Here is an 18,355-nt window from a genome sequence, read left to right as displayed (position 1 = left end):
GGGAGAAGGTGCCGGCAGGCGGATGAGGGGCAGCGCCGACCTTTGACCGCTCGAATATCATCGTAAAGACCTGGCGAAATCGCCCGGCTTCATACGCGCTGGAACGAACCATGCCCGCACCCGCCATTTACGTCGATGCTGATGCCTGTCCGGTGAAGGCCGAGGTCGAGAAGGTCGCCGAGCGCCACGGCCTCGTCGTCACCTTTGTCTCCAATGGCGGCCTGCGCCCGTCGCACGATCCGATGATCCGCAACGTCGTCGTGTCAAAAGGCGCCGACGCGGCGGACGACTGGATCGTCGACAATGCCAAGCCCAACGACATCGTTGTGACATCAGACATCCCGCTTGCCGCCCGCACGGTGGCGCTCGGCGCCCATGTGCTTGGGCCGACCGGACGCCCGTTCACGCCCGAAACGATCGGCATGGCGGTGGCGATGCGCGACCTCAAGCAGCACCTGCGCGAGACCGGCGAAAGCAAGGGCTACAACGCCAGTTTCGCGCCGCAGGACCGCTCGCGGTTTCTCGGCGAGCTCGACCGCATCTTGCGGCGTGCGCTGAAATCCGCCGCACCGGATTAGAACGCGATCTTGAGGCCCAGCTTGCCGCTGACGGTTGAACTGTCATCGGACAATTTGCCGCGAATTTCAGTGCTGACGGTTGTCGATGAAGACATCTTCAGATTGAAGCCGGAGGACAGCGCAACCGAGAAGTCCGCATCCTCAAAATTGCTCTTCAGACCAGAAACGCTTGCCGTGTTCGAATAGCCGAAACGCTGCTGCAGATCCGCGCGCGCGTAGGGGCTGATGACCATGCCGTTTCCGAGCTGATAATCCGCGTAAACCCCAGGGTCGAACTTGATCGCGCCAAACGATAAACGGCTCTTTCCAAATTCAGCGCCGGAGTCGTCCCTGTATGCGTCGCCGGTAAAGGTAACACCCAACAGTCCGCCGCGAAGATCGAAACGCACGCGATCGGTCAAGTTGAAGATCCGGCCGATCGACCCTGTTATGGCGTAGCCTTGCGTGTTGTAGCTGCCGTCATTTTCCTTGACGTCCGTGTTGCCCAGGAAAGCCGACGCGGCCACAAGAGCATAGCTGGTGCCGCGACGATAAAGCCCATAGCCGCCGAACATCCCGCTTCTGTTGGTCGCGTCTCCAACTCCAAAATCGTCGGCATTGACGTCAGCCGAGGCATAACCGCCGAACAGCCCCAGGTTCAAACCATGCTTGCTGTCGAACCCGAAGTGCTTTGCCGCATTGAAGTCGACACTGACGGCAGCGGAAAATTCATCGACGTCGAAACTCGGTCCGTCAAAGACGTCCGAATCGTTCGAAACGATGAAGCCGTCATGCTCCGTGTGGGCTAATTGGCCGGAAGCGAAGACGCCGAACGGTGAAGACTGGGCCGGCAAAGCTGCGTTTGCGGGGTCGACGACACCCGCCTGGATGATGTCGTCAGACAATTTGAGAAGCGCATCCAGAGACGTGTCGACGATCGCGCTATTGACGGTCACGCCGCCATAGCAACCCGGCAGCAGGGAGATGTCCCCTTCACTGACCTCGATACAGGCGTTTGCCTTCGAAGGCAGGAAAACCAAGGCAGCACCAATCGAAATTGAACTCGCGCACAGGCGCAATCGCCAACTCCTGCCTTTCATTGTCCCCTTCCCCTGCTACTTGTGTCGTCTGGCTCAAATATCAGGACATGCAATGCGCAGTTGAGCTATGAAAAGCATCACTGACTGCAGTAGATGCGGGTGCAACACTAAGCCAGCGCCGGTAGGAGCATAACAAATTATCTCTGCCGTGGATATGATTTCGAGTGGACCGCTTCCGGCGGACCGAAATGGCTGCGGCGGCTACCTTCCGGCTGGACCCCGAGGCATCTTCAGGGAAACCGAGTTCGGCCAGATCGCAGGCGGGTCGCGCCTTGCGCTTCCTTTGATATGGGTTCTGGTGTAAAAATTGCGGCGGTCTTCGGAGATAGCGGTTCCGGCGCATGAGCAGAACGGCGCCAGTCGGGCGGACGCTTCGGCGACTTGACGATGTCACGCGCCGAAACGAGCCCTTGCCATGAGCTACCGTCTCCTCCTGCGCATTGCTGTGGTCCTGCTGGTTTCACTTGTCGGATCCCTCGGCGCTCAAGCCGCGGTCGAGGAAAGCCAGTCGCCACAGCCGAGCAAGCGGCTCGCGATCGTCATCGGCAACTCCGACTACCGGGGCGCCCGTCTCCCGCAACTGGCCAATGCAGCAAACGACGCCGCCAGAATCTCTGAAAGCCTGAAGAGGCTGAAATTCGATGTGCTAACGGCGACCAACCTGTCGTCCGACGGGTTTGCCAAGCTTTTCAAACAAGCCGAGGGCAAGTTGGCAAGCGCCAGTGCTGTCCTCATCTTCTACGCGGGCCACGGCGTGCAACTCGGGGGCGAGAACTATCTTCTGCCGGTCGATACGCCCAGCGCCGAGAGCCTGCAGGAGTTGATTGGGAGCGCGGTCAAGCTCAACGAGGTGATTTCGAGATTTGCCAGCCGTGACAGGCAGACCTTCGTGTTTCTTGATGCCTGTCGTAACAACCCGATGGGCAAAGGCCCAAGCGCCATGGACGGCCTCGCGCAGATCGAAGTCGGTGAAAACACGTTCATTGCCTTTGCAACACAGCCTGGCAACGTTGCTGTCGACGGCTCGGGCGACAACAGCCCGTTCACCACGGCATTGCTAAAGAACGTCGAGATTCCCGGGCTCAGCATTTCGGACATGATGATCCGCGTGCGCAACGAGACCGAGGCAATCACCATCGGTCGTCAAGTTCCTTGGGACCAGTCGAACCTTCGCGAGCAGTTTTACTTCACCGAGCAGCAAGTGCTCGACCCGGCCCAGCTCAGCGCCAGCCTGTCGCGCATCCTGGCCGATCCTGCCGCCAAGGAGAGGTTGAAGGTCGAGCTCGCTTCCAACGACCTGCAGACGGCCGTGCTGATCGTTGGCCAGACATTGCGTTCGGTCGAGGTTTCCCCCTTGCCCGACGCTGCGGCCAAGCCCGCCGGCACGCAGGTCGCCAGCCTTGAGGGGGCGAGGCAGAGTATCGTCTCCGGACTTGAAGCGCTGATCGTCGGTACTTCGGCGACTGAAACGGATTCCAAAAAAGCGACCGATCTCGCGCGCAGCATCCAGACCGAATTGCGACGCTTGGGCTGTTACCGGATGACAGTGGACGGAAGTTGGGGCAAGGGCTCCGTGCGCGCGCTCACCAACTACTACAAGAACACCGCGAGAACCGCATCCGCGACCGAGCCCACGGTTGAGCTCCTGAGCGACCTGTTCCTGCACTCCGGGCGGGTTTGCAAGGATCCGGTGGTCGTGCGGAAGATCAAGCCGGCGAAGGTGGCATCGGAGGCGGCTCCGGCGCGCAAGGCGGCCGGCAGCCGAAAAGCCGCAAGGTCGCAGCAGCAATCTTCGCGTCCGGCTGCACCGCCGCCCGACATCAGCGGCGGCATTGGGATCGGCGGCGTTTTCTAGAGCGTTTGATGTGTTTCCCCTATGGCGAGCCGATCCTCGCGGAGAGTGGCGCAGGCATGCGCAGACTTCAGAAGTGCTACAATGTCGTTTGCACGTCTCAAGACAACCGGGCCATGACGACCGAGCTGCCCCTGAAGAACCCACAGCACCGCCACATCCAGTTCGCGGTGTCGGCCTGCATCGGTGTGGTGGCACTGGCGATCGCGCTGGTCCTGCGCACTCCGCTCGCCTTCTCGATCGGCGCCAATGCGTTTTTCGCCGCCTACACCGCCATCGTCGTCGCCCAGATGCCGCTGCTCACCGGCCGCTATCTGAGCAAGAATGCCCGCGCCACCGACCAGCCGGTGCTGGTCATCTTTGCGGTGACGCTGATTGTCGTCGCTGTCGCCGTAATCTCGTTGTTCCAAATGATCAATCGCGAGGGCAGCGCGCACCCTGTCGAACTCACCTTCGCGCTGCTGTCGATCCCGCTCGGCTGGTTCACCATCCACGCCATGACCGCGCTGCACTACGCACATGTTTACTGGCTGAACGACGAAGAGACCGATCCGGGCAGCAAAGCGAAGCAGAAAAAGCCGGTCGGCGGCCTCCTGTTTCCCGGCAAGGAGCAGCCGGACGGCTGGGATTTCCTCTACTTCTCGGCCACCATCGGCATGACCTCGCAGACCTCCGATACCGCGGTCTCGACCACCCAAATGCGCCGCATCGTGCTTTTGCATTCGATCGTGTCTTTCTTTTTCAATACAGTGATCGTCGCCGCCGCGGTCAACCTCGCCGTCAGTTTCGGGAGCCAGTAGTATCGGGCAGGCCGTAATAATTCCGTGATCGGATGAAACATCGCTTTGGCTGGCAGCGTATTGGGAGGAGAACGATCGGAAAGGCCGATTGAACGGCCGGAAGGACACGAAAAAATGCAATCGGTTGCCAGGAGCCAATCCGCCGTCGGGCCACATACTGCCGCGCCGAAGGATGCAACGCTGATCTACCGGCAGTCGCGCTGGACGCGGCTGACGCACTGGCTCTGGGCCATTTCGCTGTTCTTCATGCTGCTTTCCGGCCTGCAGATCTTCAACGCCCGCCCCCAGCTCTATATCGGCAAGGAATCGGGATTCGCATATAACAACACGATCTTCGCCATCGGCGCCGAGAACACCGCAAACGGCCCACGCGGCTACACCGAAATCTTCGGCAAGCGCTTCGACACAACCGGTGTGCTCGGCTGGTCGGGGCCGGCGGGTCGCGAGACGTCGCGCGCCTTCCCGTCCTGGGCGACGATCCCCTCCTACTACGACCTCGGCACCGCCCGCGTCGTCCATTTCTTCTTCGCCTGGATACTGACCACGACACTGGTCGTCTGGCTGATCGCCAGCCTGATCAATGGTCATCTGCGCCGCGATCTTGTCCCGCGCATCGCCGATCTCAGGCGCTTGCCGCGAGACATCGTGGACCACGCCAGGCTCAAATTCCACCACACGCGTGAATACAACACGCTGCAGAAGATGGCCTATGGCGGCGTGATGCTCGTGCTGCTGCCGCTGATGATCATCACCGGCCTTGCCATGTCGCCGAGCATGAACGCGGCGCTGCCGTTCCTCAACGATCTGCTCGGCGGACGCCAGACTGCGCGGACAATCCATTTCATCGTGATGCTGCTGCTCGTCGCCTTCTTCATCATCCATATGCTGATGATCCTCGCCGCCGGGCCGATCAACGAGCTGCGTTCCATCATCACCGGCTGGTCCCGGACCGATCCGCCGGCGCATGGCAGCAAGACGCCGCAGAGGGATGCGTGAGATGCCTAAGTTTGTGATCAGCCGCAGAAAGTTCCTGACCTCGGCCAGCCTAGGCATCTCCGGCATCATGCTGTCGGGTTGCGATGCCTTCGACAGCCAGCTTGGCGTCGGCGACGGCCTGCGCAGTTTCCTTGAAGGCGCCAACGGCCTGACCTGGCGCGCGCAGCGGCTGCTCGCCGGCGATTCGCTGGCGCCGGAATTCACCGAGGCCGACATTCGCCAGCCGCAGCGGCCGAACGGCGTCACCGCGCCGGACGACGATGTCTACAAGGGCCTGCTCGCCAACGATTTCGCTGACTGGCGCCTCGAGATCTCTGGCCTTGTCGAAAAGCCGCTGTCGCTGACCCGTGAGCAATTGATGAACATGCCAAGCCGCACCCAGATCACCCGCCACGACTGCGTCGAAGGCTGGAGTTGCATCGCCAAATGGACCGGCACGCCGCTGTCGCTGGTGCTTGATCAGGCGGTGGTCAAGCCGCAGGCGCGCTACGTCATGTTCCATTGCCTCGACACGATCGACCGCAGCCTGTCCGGCGACATCAAATATTACGGCTCGATCGACCTGATCGATGCCCGTCACCCGCAGACGATCCTTGCCTATGGCCTGAACGGCAAGCCGCTGCCGGTCGAGAACGGCGCGCCGCTGCGCGTCCGCGTCGAGCGCCAGATCGGCTACAAGATGCCAAAGTATCTCCGCCGGATCGAATTGGTCGACAGTTTCGCCGCTATCGGCGGCGGCAGAGGCGGCTACTGGGAGGACAATGGCTACGACTGGTACGGCGGCATCTGATCGAAACCGGCTATCCCTTCTCCCCTTGTGGGAGAAGGTGGCCGAGCGAAGCTCGGTCGGATGAGGGGTGCTCCAGCTTAGCACCGACGGCGATCCTTCCCCTCAACCGTCTCGGCGCTGCGCGCCGATCCACCGCCCGGGGCGAGTCACGGGCCTCGCCCGCCTTTCGGGCCCACAAGGGGAGAAGGCAAGATTGCGCCGTCGCTGGCAGGTGACAAGGTGTCGCCGACAGGCTATGGATGACGAGTCGAGGGCTCGAATCGAGTCCTACCTGTTTGCGGGAGAGAGCAGCGAGAGCTGCCGCCGAAGGGGAAATCGCCCGAAATCTCTCAGGCAAAAAGAACCGTAGACGGGAAAGACACTCTGGAAAGTCGGGGTTTTTATTCGCCCCGCGCCGAAGGTGTAAGCGCTGCCGACAGAGTTACGGGGCGCGAGTCTCTCAGGCTTCAGACAGAGGGGCACGGACTGGTCGCCATTCGCGGCCGATTGCGTGCGACTCTGGAGACGACATGACGGGCGACGACACCAAACACCTTCCCCTCGAAGACCTGCACGTGGCCGCCGGTGCGCGCTTTGGCGCGTTCGCCGGCTGGTCGATGCCGCTCACCTATCCGGCCGGCGTGATGAAGGAGCACCTTCATACCCGCGAACATGCCGGCTTGTTCGACATCTCACACATGAAGCTGTTCGAGATCAGTGGCTCGGGCGCTGAAGCGCTGCTCAATCGTGCCTGCCCGTTCGACGCCGGCGCGCTTGAGATTTCCCAGTCCAAATACACGTTCTTTCTCAATGAAGCCGCCGGCATCATCGACGATCTGATCGTCACTAGGCTCGGCCGGCAACGCTTCTTGGTCGTCGCCAATGCCGGCAATGCTGAAGCCGACGAAAAACACCTTCGTCAGCTTGCCCTGGATTTTGATGCCAACGGGGAGTTTGACGCCAAGATTGAAGCACTCGACCGCGTCTTCCTGGCGATCCAGGGCCCCGAAGCCTGGGCCGCCCTGTCGCGCGCCGGCATCGAAACCGGATCGCTGCTGTTCATGCACGGCTTCGAGCCGCGCGAAAACTGGTTCATGAGCCGCTCGGGCTATACCGGTGAAGACGGTTTCGAGATCGGCCTGCCGGAAGCGGGCGCGCGAAATCTCGTCGCCAAATTGATCGAGGACGAGCGCGTGATGTGGGTTGGCCTGGCCGCCCGTGACAGCCTGCGGCTCGAAGCAGGGTTGTGCCTGCACGGACTGGACATCACGCCTGAGATCGACCCGGCCAGCGCCGGGCTGATGTGGGCGATCCCGAAGGAGGTTCGCGCCTCTGGCGCCTTCATCGGCGCCGACGCATTGCGTGCGATCCTGGAGCGCGGCCCGGCGCAGAAACGCGTCGGCCTGAAGCCGGAAGGCCGCCAGCCGGTGCGCGCGGGTGCAGCCCTTTTCGATGCCGACGGCAATCCCGCCGGCCACGTCACCTCCGGCGGCTTCGGCCCCTCGGCCGCCCATCCGGTCGCCATGGGCTACGTCCAGGCGTCGCTGGCCAAACCTGGCGCAGAACTCTTCGCCGACGTTCGCGGGACCAAAATACCGGTCGATATCAATCCCCTGCCCTTCACGCCTCATCGCTACCGCAAAGGATGAACTTCATGGCAAAGACCTATTTCACCGAAGATCACGAATGGCTCCGCGTCGAAGGCGGTATCGCCACCGTCGGCATCACCGACTACGCGCAGGAACAGCTCGGCGATCTCGTCTTCGTCGAATTGCCGGAGCTTGGGAAAAAGCTGGCCAAGGGCGACACGGCCGTCGTGGTCGAATCGGTCAAGGCGGCATCGGACGTCTATGCACCGGTCGACGGCGAGATCACCGAGGCCAACACCGCGCTTTCGTCTGATCCCTCCCTGGTCAATTCGGCGGCGACCGGCGACGGCTGGCTGTGGAAGATGAAGCTGGCCGATGAAAGCCAACTCGAAGGTCTCCTGGATGAGACCGCCTACAAAGCCCATATTGGTTGAGAGAGCAGGACCAGGAAGATGACTGCAGCACCCTACCCCTTCTCGGCCCGCCATATTGGCCCTGGCCTCAATGATGTCAGAGCCATGCTGGCGACGATCGGCGTTCCGTCGGTCGAGACGCTGATCAGCCAGGCTGTGCCGAAATCGATCCGGCTCGACCGGCCGCTGGCCTTGCCGGCCCCGGCAAGCGAAGCGGAGGCGCTGGCCGAGCTTTCAGCGACAATGGCGAAAAATACTCTTCTGAAAAGCTTCATCGGCGCCGGCTACCACGGCGTCCACGTGCCGCCGGTCATCCAGCGCAACCTATTCGAGAACCCGGCCTGGTATACGGCTTACACGCCCTACCAGGCCGAGATCAGCCAGGGTCGGCTCGAAATGCTTTTCAATTTCCAGACCTTGGTCACCGAACTGACCGGGCTTCCGGTCGCGTCGGCCTCGTTGCTCGACGAGGCGACGGCGGTGGCCGAGGCGGTCGGCATCGCGCTACGCCACCACCGCGACAAGCGGACCAAGGTGGCGCTGGCCGGCACGCCGCATCCGCAGACGCTTGACGTCGTGCGCACCCGCGCCGAGCCGCTCGGCATCGAGGTCGACGGCGAAACCATCGACGACAACACAGCCGCTCTGCTGGTCTCCTGGCCCGATACGTTTGGCATCTATGGCGACCACAGGGCGGCAATCGAGAAAGCCCGCGCCATCGGCGCGCTGGTCGTCTTCATTGCCGATCCGCTCGCCCTGACGCTGACCGACGCGCCGGCTGCGCTTGGTGCCGACATCGCCGTCGGCCCGATGCAGCGCTTCGGCGTGCCCATGGGCTTTGGCGGGCCGCACGCTGCCTATTGCGCCGTTTCCGACAGGCTGACACGGCTGATGCCCGGCCGCCTTGTCGGCCAGTCCACCGACAGCAAGGGGCGGCCCGGCTATCGCCTCGCCTTGCAGACGCGTGAACAGCATATCCGCCGCGACAAGGCGACCTCGAACATCTGCACCGCGCAGGCGCTGCTCGCCAACATGGCGACCGCCTATGCGATCTGGCACGGCCCTGCCGGACTGCAGGCGATTGCCGGCCGAATTCATGCATTGGCCAACCGGCTGGCAGCCGGTCTCACGGCGTCAGGACTTTCAGTGCTTGGCGCCAGCCGCTTCGACACGGTGACGGTGGAAGTGAAAGGCAGAGCCGGTGCAATCGCCGCCGCTGCTGAAAAGACCGGCCGCTTGCTGCGCGTCATCGACGCCGACCACATCGGCATCAGCTTCGACGAAACCTCGACCGATGCCGATCTGGACGCCATAGCAGCACTCTTCGGCGCCAAGGCAGGCTCCGTCGCCGGCAGCACCATGCCCGGAAAGCCGCGCGGCAAGGCGTTTCTCAGCCAGCCGGTCTTCCACGAAAACCACTCGGAAACCGAGATGATGCGCTTCCTGCGCCGGCTGGCCGACAAGGATCTGGCGCTCGACCGCGCCATGATCCCGCTCGGCTCCTGCACGATGAAGCTCAACGCCGCCGCCGAGATGATGCCGGTGAGCTGGCCAAGCGTCGCCAATCTGCATCCATTCGCGCCGGCTAGGCATTCGGCAGGCTATCGCGCCATGATCGACGAGCTGGAAGCCTGGCTGGCGGAAATCACCGGCTTTGACGCGGTGACCTTGCAGCCCAATGCCGGCAGCCAAGGCGAATATGCCGGGCTGCTCGCCATTCGCGGCTATCACCGCTCGCGCGGCGAAGCTCACCGCACCGTCTGCCTGATCCCGTCATCGGCGCATGGCACCAATCCGGCGAGTGCGGCGATGGCCGGCATGAGCGTCGTCGTCGTGCGCTGCACCGAGGATGGTAATATCGATATGGACGACATGAGTGCCAAAGCCAATGAGCATTCCAAGAATCTCGCCGCACTTATGTTCACCTATCCCTCGACGCATGGCGTATACGAGGAAGGCGCGCGCCACCTCTGCGCCCTCATTCACGAGCATGGCGGCCAGGTCTATTTCGACGGCGCCAACCTCAACGCCCTGGTCGGCCTCGCCCGCCCCGGCGACATCGGCGCCGATGTCTGCCACATGAACCTGCACAAGACCTTCTGCATCCCGCATGGCGGCGGCGGTCCCGGCGTCGGCCCGATCGGCGTCAAGGCGCATCTGCAACGGTTTCTGCCCGGCCACGTCAGCGAAGGCTCGGGCCATGCCGTGTCGGCTGCACCGTTCGGCAGCGCGTCGATCCTGCCGATCACCTGGATGTATATCCGCATGATGGGCGCTTCGGGCCTGAAGCAGGCGACCGAGACGGCGATCGTTTCCGCCAACTATGTGGCGACGCGGCTCGCACCGCACTTCCCGCTGCTCTACAAGGGCAGGCACGATCGCATCGCCCATGAGTGCATCCTCGACACCCGCGTGCTCAAGGAGAACTCCGGCATCAGCGTCGACGATATCGCCAAGCGGCTGATCGATTATGGTTTCCATGCGCCGACCATGTCGTTTCCGGTCGCCGGCACGCTGATGGTCGAGCCGACCGAGTCCGAGCCCAAAAGCGAGCTCGATCGCTTCTGCGAGGCGATGATCGCGATATCGGGCGAGGCAGCCAAGGTGGCGAAAGGCGAATGGCCCCTGGCCGACAATCCGCTGGTCAATGCGCCGCATACCGCGGCCGAGGCGCTGGCCGGCCAGTGGACCCATCCCTATTCGCGGCTGGAGGCGGCCTACCCGGCCGGTGATGCCGACACTTCAGCCAAATACTGGCCGCCGGTGTCGCGCATCGACAATGTCGCCGGCGACCGCAACCTCGTCTGCTCCTGCCCGCCGCTGTCGGAATATCTGGGGGCGGCGGAGTAGAACCAGCCGACTGCGAGGCAGACTGCCCCTTCATTTCCCGCGCACACGCAATGAGGGTGGCACGATGCGGCAAACCCCTGAAGGCCGGAGTTTCGACCCATTTACGCCGCTTGGTTGCCGGATGGTTTTGCGGTAAGAGGCTCCATCGTCGAACGTAACAGGAACCTCCGTCGCCTGCCCGCAAAAAGCGTGGCAGTATCGGGTGGTGATTCGCAGCATCGCAATCCAGGACCGGCATGGACGACAGCAACGATCTTTTCGGCAATTTGGACAAGCGACCGCAACCGGTTCGCGCCACCGCGCGCCCGGCCGACCCGCTGGTGCAAGCGGCGAAGCGCCCGCCATCCCGCGACGGCAGCGAGAGCTACAGTGCAGCCGACATCGAGGTTCTGGAAGGGCTGGAGCCGGTGCGGCGGCGGCCCGGCATGTATATCGGTGGTACCGACGACAAGGCGATGCACCATTTGTTCGCCGAGGTCATCGACAATTCGATGGACGAGGCGGTCGCCGGCCACGCGACTTTCATCGATGTCGAGCTTTCGGCCGACGGATATCTGGCGGTGGCCGACAATGGCCGCGGCATTCCGGTCGATCCGCATCCGAAATTCAAGAAGCCGGCGCTCGAAGTCATCATGACGACGCTGCATTCGGGCGGCAAATTCGACAGCAAGGTCTACGAGACCTCGGGCGGCCTGCACGGCGTCGGCGTCTCCGTCGTCAACGCGCTGTCGGACCATCTCGAGGTCGAGGTCGCGCGCGGCCGCCAGCTCTATCGCCAGCGCTTTTCGCGCGGTGTTCCGGTGACCGGCCTGGAGCAGCTCGGCGAGGTGCATAACCGGCGCGGTACCAGGATACGCTTCCATCCCGACGAGCAGATCTTCGGCAAGGGGGCGGCGTTCGAGCCAGCGCGGCTCTACCGCATGACCCGCTCGAAAGCCTATCTGTTCGGAGGCGTCGAGATCCGCTGGACCTGCGACCCGTCGCTGATCAAGGAGAAGGACACGACGCCGGCCAAGGCCGAGTTCCATTTTCCCGGTGGCCTCAAGGATTATCTGAAGGCCTCGCTCGGTGACGAATTCCAGGTCACCCGCGAAATCTTTGCCGGCAAGAGCGACAGGCAAGGCGGCCACGGCTCGCTCGAATGGGCGGTGACCTGGTTCGGCGGCGACGGATTTCTCAATTCCTACTGCAACACCATTCCGACCGGCGAAGGCGGCACCCATGAAGCCGGCTTCCGCAACGTCTTGACGCGCGGCCTGCGCGCCTATGCCGAGCTGGTCGGCAACAAACGTGCTTCGATCGTCACCTCGGAAGACGTCATGATCTCGGCGGCGGGCATGCTGTCGGTGTTCATCCGCGAGCCGGAATTCGTCGGCCAGACCAAGGACCGGCTGGCGACGATCGAGGCGATCAGGATCGTCGAGGCCGCGATCCGCGATCCCTTCGATCACTGGCTGGCCGACAACCCGCAGGAAGCTTCGAAGCTGCTCGAATGGGTGATCGCGCGTGCTGACGAGCGGGTGCGCCGCCGCCAGGAAAAGGAAGTCTCGCGCAAGAGCGCGGTGCGCAAGCTGCGGCTGCCCGGCAAGCTCGCCGACTGCACGCAGAATGCCGCGGCCGGCGCCGAGCTCTTCATCGTCGAGGGCGATTCGGCTGGCGGCTCGGCAAAACAGGCACGCGACCGCGCCAGCCAGGCAGTGCTCCCGCTGCGCGGAAAGATTCTCAACGTCGCCAGCGCCGGCAACGACAAACTTGCCGGCAACCAGCAGATTTCCGACCTGATCCAGGCGCTGGGCTGTGGCACGCGGTCAAAATACCGCGATCAGGATCTGCGCTACGACCGGGTTATCATCATGACCGACGCCGACGTCGACGGCGCCCACATCGCTTCGCTGCTGATCACCTTCTTCTATCAGGAGATGCCGAGCCTGGTCCGCGACGGCCATCTCTATCTGGCGGTGCCGCCGCTTTACTCGATCCGCCAAGGCGGCAAGGTCGCCTATGCCCGCGACGATGCGCATAAGGACGAACTGCTGCGCACCGAGTTCAACGGGCGCGGCAAGGTCGAAATCGGCCGCTTCAAGGGGTTGGGCGAAATGATGGCCGCCCAGCTCAAGGAAACCACCATGGACCCGAGAAAGCGCACACTGCTCAGGGTCGACGTGATCGACGCCGAGGCGGCGACCAAGGATGCGGTCGACGCGCTGATGGGCACCAAGCCGGAAGCCCGCTTCCGCTTCATCCAGGAACGCGCGGAATTCGCCGAGACGGAAGTGCTGGACATCTGAGCTAACCAGCTAGCGTGAATGCGGAGTTCCCGGATTTCTTTCGTGAAGGATAAGGTCTAAGCCGCCGCGATCGCCAGCGCATGGCCGCGCGCGTTTTCGCGCAGCGCCTCGAGGTGGATCGATTTGACCAATCCGGCGAGATCGCCTTCGGCGGACTGCCCGCCCAATTCCTTCAGCATCAGCCAGCTGACTTCCTGGACGCCGGCGAGGCGCTTGCCATTGGCGACCTCGCGCCAGATCTTTAGCGCGCGCAGGATGATGGCGTGCGTGGCCGCGGCAAGGCCGGCGCTGCGGAGCAGCGCCTGCAGCGCCACGTCGTGCCCGCCGGCCAGCAGCGCCCTCACCCGTTGTTCGGATTGCTGGCTGAGCGCGACCAGCGCCGAGCCGAAGAAATCGACCTTGCCGTGCGCGATGGTGCGAATGATGAAGCTTGCGGTCAGGTCGCCGCGCAGGCGCAGGTGCTCGATGAGCGCCGCATGTTCTTCCTGGCGCGTGCCTTCGATCAGCGTCATGGAAGCTTTGACGCAGGCGTCGCGCATGACGCGCTCGGTTCTGGCACGGCCCATCAGCGCCAGCACCAGCGGCGAACCTTTGAGCGTTTCACCAAGTTTTATCAGCAGCATATGCCGGCAGTCGGCGGGCAGGCGCGCATCCGATATCAGCGCTTCGCGCACCGAGGGCAGATGGCCATGGCGTTCGGCGATACGGCGGAAGCTGAGCGAAGCGATGTCGGCGCCGTTGTTGGCGAGAAGCGTGGCGCAGGCTTCCGGCTCGCCGATTTCGGCGATCGCCGCGGCGACCTTCATGGAGACGCGCGGACGATCGGCGATCAGTTTCTGGATCGCCTTCTGGCCGCCGGCAACGCGGTCGATCAGATCGGCATCGGTGAGCATCGGCGAGCGTGCCAGCACCAGGCTTGCAACTTCCGGTTGATCGGACGCCAGCGCGCTGATGATCTGCAGCGGCGCGTGATGGCTCGTCGACAACGCTTCTGCAATCGCCAGCCGCACTTTCGACGAAGCATCGTCGAGCAGCAGCGTCAGCGCCGCCTCCGCCGCGCAGCGATCCTCAAAAGGCAGCTCGGCATTGATGTAGGCGCGAGCCAATGCGCTTGCTGCCGCGGCGCGCTCAGAGACCCTTGCCGTGTGGATCCATTTCAGGAAATGCGAAACAACCATGCCGCCCGCTACGCCCCTAGCCCGAGTTCGTTCCCGCCCCAGTGAAGACCGTAGGCAGAAATGGTTTACGAACGGTTCACCATGTTTGTTAACTGGCCCCTGTTTGTTAACTTGCTTGCGAGCGCGGTATGCAGCGCCTATCAACCCCAGAGCGACGTGCGCGCTTTCGGACGCACAAAGCACGCTAATACTTTGAATCTTCGCATCGTGCTTTCCAAAAATCGATTCCGATTTTCGAGGCGATGCGGCACCGGAGGAGATCGACCATGGCCGGGCTTTATCTGGAAGAGTTCGTCGTCGGTCATGTCTTCCGGCACACGCTGCGGAAAACCGTCACTGAAAGCGACAACATGCTGTTTTCGGTAATGACGCTGAACCCGCAGCCGCTGCACATCGATTTCGACTTCGCCGCCAAAAGCGAATGGGGCAAGCCGCTGGTCAATTCGCTGTTCACGCTGGGCCTGATGATCGGTATTTCGGTGAACGACATCACCGTCGGCACCACCATCGCCAATCTCGGCATGAAGGAGACGGTGTTTCCGCATCCGGTCTTCCACGGCGACACCATCCGCGTCGAGACGACGGTGGTGTCGGTGCGCAACTCCAGATCAAAGCCGGACCGCGGCATCGTCGAATTCGAGCACCGCGCCTACAACCAGGACGACATGCTCGTCGCCAAATGCACGAGGCAGGCGATGATGATGAAGAAGGCGGCCTGACCGATGCGCTCGCTGCTGTTCGTTCCCGGCGATTCGGAAAAGAAGCTGGACAAGGCGTTTGGCCCGGGCGCCGACGTTGTCATCGTCGATCTCGAGGATTCGGTCGCGCCACAAAACAAAACCTTGGCACGCGATATCGCCGCACGCTTTATCGCCGGACACAGGCATCAGACCAAGTCCGCGATCTATGTCCGCATCAACGATCTCTCGACCGGCCTGGCGGATGACGATCTGGCGGCACTCGTGCCAGTGAAACCCGACGGCATCATGCTGCCGAAGGCGAACAGCGGACAGGATGTCCAGCAGCTCTCGGCCAAGCTCAGGGTGCACGAGGCCGAAAGCGGGGTGCCGGATGGTGCGTTAAAAATTCTGCCGATCATCACCGAAACAGCTGCAGGCGTGCTGGCGGCTGCGACCTACGCCAACGCAAGTGCGCGGCTTGTCGGCGTGACCTGGGGTGCGGAAGATCTATCGGCAGCAATCGGTGCGCGCACGGCCCGCGGCGAGAATGGCCGCTACACCGATGTGTTCCGCTTCGCCCGCACCATGACCATCCTCGCCGCTGGTACCGCGGAAGTCGTGGCGATCGACACGGTTTTCCCGGATTTTCGCGACATGGCCGGCTTCGCGGCGGAATGCGCCGAGGCCGAGCGCGACGGCTTCACCGGCAAGATGGCGATCCATCCGGCGCAAGTGCCGGTCATCAACGCTGCCTTCACGCCGTCGACCGAGGCGGTGAAACACTCATTGGCGATCGTCCAGGCATTCGAGGCGGCTGGAAATCCCGGCGTCGTCGGCATCGGCGGCAAGATGTACGACCGGCCGCATCTGCGGCTTGCCGAGCGGCTTCTGGCACGCGCCAGGGCGGCGGGGATTTCGGCCTGATCCTTCCCCAGCCCTAATCCTTTCCCCAATGAGGCCGGCGCATCGAGAATATCTCGCTGACGCTGGCATAATCCATATAGCCGAGACGGCCGACATTGCCCGCCCTGACGATATCGAAGATGCCGTCTTTCAGGAAGGCATCGTCGATATGCACACCGACGACTTCGCCGGCAACGACGATGGCGCTGGTCAGTGTCCCGTCCAACGCCTTTGGCCGCAGGATCTCCGTCACCCGGCATTCAAGCGCCGCGGGCGCCGCCGCCACGCGGGGCGGCGCAACCAGCCGCGACGGGGCCATGGCGAGATCGGCATAGTCGAATTCGGTGACGCCGCGCGGCGCATCGACCGCGGTGCGGACCATTTTTTCAGCGAGATCGCGGCTGACGAGATTGGCGACGAATTCGCCCGTTTCTTCGGCGAAAGTGGCGCTGTCCTTCTCGCCTTCGGACGAAAACCAGACGATGAAGGGCCGCGTCGAAAAAGCATTGAAGAAGGAATACGGGGCGAGATTGACCTCGCCGGCCCTGTTCACCGTCGATATCCAGCCGATCGGCCGTGGCGCCACGATCGCCTTGGACGGGTCATGCGGCAGCCCGTGACCTTTAGACGACTCGTAGAACATTCAGCCCACCCAAGGCCCTGCATAGTCGGCATAGAGCTTTGCCGGATCCGGCCGCGGCCGCTCCGGCGCCGGCCCTTGGTAGGTGCCAATATGGATGAAGCCGACGACCCGCTCATGCGGCGCCAGCCCCAGGATCGCCCTGCCCTCCGGCACGTCGGAATACCAGTTGCTGATCATGTTGGTGCCATAGCCCAGCGCATTGGCTGATAGCATCAGGTTCATCGCCGCCATGCCGCCGGACAGGAACATTTCCCATTGCGGGATTTTTGGGTTTTCCTTCGGGCTCGAAACCACGCCGATCACCAGCGGCGCGCGCGAAAAACGCGCCAGTTCCTGGTTGTGGCGGCCTTCCGGCAGCGGACCTTCGCGCTGTGCGGCAAGTGCCGCCAGCTTCTTGCCGATCTCGACGCGCGCCTCGCCCCGGTAGAGGATGAAGCGCCAGGGCTCGAGCCGGCCGTGGTCCGGCACCCGCGAGGCGGCGGCAATCATCGTCGCGATGTCAGCGTCGCTGGGTGCCGGTTCCTTCAACTCCGGGATCGGCGCGGAATTTCGGGTCAGCAGAAAGTCGATAATCGACGACGCCATGGGCGCAAGTCTCCTTGGAATTTGAGCTGAAGCGCACCATCAGACATCGGGCGGCTCGGGCATTGGCGCGGCGCGCCGCACAGAGAGCCTCTAGCAGGATCTGATCAGACTCTTAAGCCTTGAAATTGCCACCGCCTTGGGCTTCAACGCAAGCCATGTTTGAGGGGACATTGCGTCTTATCCTGATCTGGCTCGCTGCCGCACTGTTGATGGTGCCGGTTTCGCTTGCCGTAGCTCAGGATGCAGACGGCCTCGGTGATCTGAAACTTCCCGGAATTTCGACCTATGCGCCCCCCAAAAGTGAGACACCGCTGGCATCGGGGAGCAGCGGCGCAATCACGCTGTCGGCGCAATTGACCGACAAGGGCGCGGACATCACGCGCGGCATCGTCTGGCGCGTCTTCAAGCCTGACCCCACCGGCGACGGCAAGCTGCCGATGGTCGCTTCCGCCCATGGCGGCAGCGCGGTGTTCCAACTCGAGCCCGGCAGCTATCTGGTCCATGCCTCTTATGGCCGGGCCGGCGCCACCAAGCGCATCACCGTCGGCAAGGACGCCAAGCGCGAAAGCCTCGTGCTCGATGCCGGAGGACTCAAGCTCGATGCCGTGCTGTCAGGCGGGGTGCGCATACCGCCGAAGAAACTGCGCTTTTCGATCTATGAAGGCCAAGCCGAACCCAATCACGATCGCGCCCTGATCATACCCGACGTCGAGCCGAACAGCGTCGTGCGGCTGAACGCGGGCGTCTACCACGTCGTCTCGACCTATGGCTCGGTGAACGCGGTCATCCGCTCCGACATCCGCGTAGAGGCCGGCAAGCTGACCGAAGCGGCCGTCGAGCATCGTGCGGCGGAGATGACCATGAAGCTGGTGCGCGAGCCGGGCGGAGAGGCGATCGCCGACACCTCCTGGTCGTTGCTCAACGAATCCGGCGATCCCATCCAGGAAACCGTCGGCGCCTTTGCTTCGATGGTGCTTGCCGAGGGCGACTACACCATCATCGCCAAGAACCGCGACCGCATCTACCAGAAGGATTTTACCGTCGTGGCCGGGCAGAACAAGGAAATCCAGGTTCTGGCCACAGAGGCCTCGGCGATCGATCCCCAAGAAGGCGCCGACTAAATCGTCGGGGCACTGCCTTACAGGGTTTCGG

16 protein-coding genes and 1 riboswitch are annotated in these 18,355 nt (G+C 63.0%); of the genes, 12 read left to right on the top strand and 4 right to left on the bottom strand.

Annotated features, from left to right (window positions below; genetic code table 11):
- Positions 1 to 110: 110 nt before the first annotated feature.
- Positions 111 to 578, top strand: a complete 468-nt coding sequence (locus NMG70_RS18210; RefSeq protein ID WP_254025837.1) for a YaiI/YqxD family protein — start codon at positions 111 to 113, stop codon at positions 576 to 578.
- Here NMG70_RS18210 and NMG70_RS18205 read toward each other — a convergent pair.
- A complete protein-coding gene (locus NMG70_RS18205; RefSeq protein WP_254025836.1) occupies positions 575 to 1,657 on the bottom strand; it encodes an autotransporter outer membrane beta-barrel domain-containing protein in 1,083 nt (360 codons plus the stop codon). The two genes, NMG70_RS18210 and NMG70_RS18205, sit on opposite strands and share 4 nt — an antisense overlap.
- A gap of 415 nt (positions 1,658 to 2,072) precedes the next feature.
- Between NMG70_RS18205 and NMG70_RS18200 the strand changes: the two genes are divergently transcribed.
- The 8 genes from NMG70_RS18200 (at position 2,073) to parE (ending at position 13,214) form a co-directional block, all read left to right on the top strand.
- Positions 2,073 to 3,512, top strand: coding sequence for a caspase family protein (locus tag NMG70_RS18200; protein ID WP_254025835.1), 1,440 nt, complete (start codon positions 2,073 to 2,075; stop codon positions 3,510 to 3,512).
- A 113-nt stretch (positions 3,513 to 3,625) separates the two neighbouring features.
- The gene (locus NMG70_RS18195) at positions 3,626 to 4,309 is read left to right on the top strand and encodes a DUF1345 domain-containing protein (protein ID WP_254025834.1); all 684 of its coding nucleotides are present in this window, start codon (positions 3,626 to 3,628) and stop codon (positions 4,307 to 4,309) included.
- A 114-nt stretch (positions 4,310 to 4,423) separates the two neighbouring features.
- A complete protein-coding gene (locus tag NMG70_RS18190; RefSeq protein ID WP_254025833.1) occupies positions 4,424 to 5,305 on the top strand; it encodes a cytochrome b/b6 domain-containing protein in 882 nt (293 codons plus the stop codon).
- A 1-nt stretch (position 5,306) separates the two neighbouring features.
- On the top strand, positions 5,307 to 6,095 hold the full coding sequence (locus tag NMG70_RS18185; RefSeq protein ID WP_254025832.1) for a molybdopterin-binding protein: 789 nt from the start codon (positions 5,307 to 5,309) through the stop codon (positions 6,093 to 6,095).
- Between the two features lie 268 nt (positions 6,096 to 6,363).
- A riboswitch (glycine riboswitch) is annotated at positions 6,364 to 6,451 on the top strand.
- 153 nt (positions 6,452 to 6,604) lie between these two features.
- Complete coding sequence (gcvT, locus tag NMG70_RS18180) at positions 6,605 to 7,723, top strand: glycine cleavage system aminomethyltransferase GcvT (protein ID WP_254025831.1); 1,119 nt, start codon at positions 6,605 to 6,607, stop codon at positions 7,721 to 7,723.
- Between the two features lie 5 nt (positions 7,724 to 7,728).
- Positions 7,729 to 8,097 carry a glycine cleavage system protein GcvH gene (gcvH, locus tag NMG70_RS18175; RefSeq protein ID WP_254025830.1) on the top strand — a complete coding sequence of 123 codons (369 nt, stop codon included), beginning with the start codon at positions 7,729 to 7,731 and terminating at the stop codon, positions 8,095 to 8,097.
- Between the two features lie 18 nt (positions 8,098 to 8,115).
- Positions 8,116 to 10,926 carry an aminomethyl-transferring glycine dehydrogenase gene (gene gcvP / locus NMG70_RS18170; RefSeq protein ID WP_254025829.1) on the top strand — a complete coding sequence of 937 codons (2,811 nt, stop codon included), beginning with the start codon at positions 8,116 to 8,118 and terminating at the stop codon, positions 10,924 to 10,926.
- Positions 10,927 to 11,162: 236 nt separating this feature from the next.
- The gene (gene parE / locus NMG70_RS18165; RefSeq protein WP_254025828.1) at positions 11,163 to 13,214 is read left to right on the top strand and encodes a DNA topoisomerase IV subunit B; all 2,052 of its coding nucleotides are present in this window, start codon (positions 11,163 to 11,165) and stop codon (positions 13,212 to 13,214) included.
- 56 nt (positions 13,215 to 13,270) lie between these two features.
- On the opposite strand, the gene NMG70_RS18160 is transcribed toward parE, so the two are convergent.
- Positions 13,271 to 14,392: a DUF2336 domain-containing protein gene (locus tag NMG70_RS18160; RefSeq protein ID WP_254025827.1), complete on the bottom strand. Its 1,122-nt coding sequence runs from the start codon at positions 14,390 to 14,392 to the stop codon at positions 13,271 to 13,273.
- 242 nt (positions 14,393 to 14,634) lie between these two features.
- On the opposite strand from NMG70_RS18160, the gene NMG70_RS18155 reads away from it, so the two are divergent.
- Together NMG70_RS18155 and NMG70_RS18150 are read left to right on the top strand one after the other, a co-directional pair.
- Positions 14,635 to 15,111 carry a MaoC family dehydratase gene (locus tag NMG70_RS18155; protein WP_436798418.1) on the top strand — a complete coding sequence of 159 codons (477 nt, stop codon included), beginning with the start codon at positions 14,635 to 14,637 and terminating at the stop codon, positions 15,109 to 15,111.
- A gap of 3 nt (positions 15,112 to 15,114) precedes the next feature.
- Positions 15,115 to 15,996 (top strand): HpcH/HpaI aldolase/citrate lyase family protein, encoded by an 882-nt coding sequence (locus NMG70_RS18150; RefSeq protein WP_254025825.1) that lies wholly within the window; start codon positions 15,115 to 15,117, stop codon positions 15,994 to 15,996.
- A gap of 13 nt (positions 15,997 to 16,009) precedes the next feature.
- Here the strand turns inward: NMG70_RS18150 and NMG70_RS18145 are convergent, their stop codons facing one another.
- Entirely contained in the window at positions 16,010 to 16,618 is a 609-nt protein-coding gene (locus NMG70_RS18145) for a flavin reductase family protein (RefSeq protein ID WP_254025824.1), read from the bottom strand.
- Positions 16,619 to 17,203: a nitroreductase family protein gene (locus tag NMG70_RS18140; protein ID WP_254025823.1), complete on the bottom strand. Its 585-nt coding sequence runs from the start codon at positions 17,201 to 17,203 to the stop codon at positions 16,619 to 16,621.
- 155 nt (positions 17,204 to 17,358) lie between these two features.
- On the opposite strand from NMG70_RS18140, the gene NMG70_RS18135 reads away from it, so the two are divergent.
- On the top strand, positions 17,359 to 18,324 hold the full coding sequence (locus NMG70_RS18135; protein ID WP_254025822.1) for an RgsD C-terminal domain-containing protein: 966 nt from the start codon (positions 17,359 to 17,361) through the stop codon (positions 18,322 to 18,324).
- Positions 18,325 to 18,355: the final 31 nt, after the last annotated feature.

Source organism: Mesorhizobium ventifaucium, assembly GCF_935822925.1.
In the GTDB taxonomy this organism is placed as follows: Bacteria; Pseudomonadota; Alphaproteobacteria; order Rhizobiales; family Rhizobiaceae; genus Mesorhizobium; species Mesorhizobium ventifaucium.
Note: the sequence above shows the minus strand (reverse complement) of the source record. Positions and strands in the feature narration are given on the sequence as shown.

Coding starts and splice junctions, on each gene's coding strand:
- NMG70_RS18210 (WP_254025837.1), top strand. CDS start 111: ATGCCCGCACCCGCCATTTACGTCGATGCTGATGCCTGTCCGGTGAAG.
- NMG70_RS18205 (WP_254025836.1), bottom strand. CDS start 1,657: ATGAAAGGCAGGAGTTGGCGATTGCGCCTGTGCGCGAGTTCAATTTCG.
- NMG70_RS18200 (WP_254025835.1), top strand. CDS start 2,073: ATGAGCTACCGTCTCCTCCTGCGCATTGCTGTGGTCCTGCTGGTTTCA.
- NMG70_RS18195 (WP_254025834.1), top strand. CDS start 3,626: ATGACGACCGAGCTGCCCCTGAAGAACCCACAGCACCGCCACATCCAG.
- NMG70_RS18190 (WP_254025833.1), top strand. CDS start 4,424: ATGCAATCGGTTGCCAGGAGCCAATCCGCCGTCGGGCCACATACTGCC.
- NMG70_RS18185 (WP_254025832.1), top strand. CDS start 5,307: ATGCCTAAGTTTGTGATCAGCCGCAGAAAGTTCCTGACCTCGGCCAGC.
- gcvT (WP_254025831.1), top strand. CDS start 6,605: ATGACGGGCGACGACACCAAACACCTTCCCCTCGAAGACCTGCACGTG.
- gcvH (WP_254025830.1), top strand. CDS start 7,729: ATGGCAAAGACCTATTTCACCGAAGATCACGAATGGCTCCGCGTCGAA.
- gcvP (WP_254025829.1), top strand. CDS start 8,116: ATGACTGCAGCACCCTACCCCTTCTCGGCCCGCCATATTGGCCCTGGC.
- parE (WP_254025828.1), top strand. CDS start 11,163: ATGGACGACAGCAACGATCTTTTCGGCAATTTGGACAAGCGACCGCAA.
- NMG70_RS18160 (WP_254025827.1), bottom strand. CDS start 14,392: ATGGTTGTTTCGCATTTCCTGAAATGGATCCACACGGCAAGGGTCTCT.
- NMG70_RS18155 (WP_436798418.1), top strand. CDS start 14,635: ATGCGGCACCGGAGGAGATCGACCATGGCCGGGCTTTATCTGGAAGAG.
- NMG70_RS18150 (WP_254025825.1), top strand. CDS start 15,115: ATGCGCTCGCTGCTGTTCGTTCCCGGCGATTCGGAAAAGAAGCTGGAC.
- NMG70_RS18145 (WP_254025824.1), bottom strand. CDS start 16,618: ATGTTCTACGAGTCGTCTAAAGGTCACGGGCTGCCGCATGACCCGTCC.
- NMG70_RS18140 (WP_254025823.1), bottom strand. CDS start 17,203: ATGGCGTCGTCGATTATCGACTTTCTGCTGACCCGAAATTCCGCGCCG.
- NMG70_RS18135 (WP_254025822.1), top strand. CDS start 17,359: ATGTTTGAGGGGACATTGCGTCTTATCCTGATCTGGCTCGCTGCCGCA.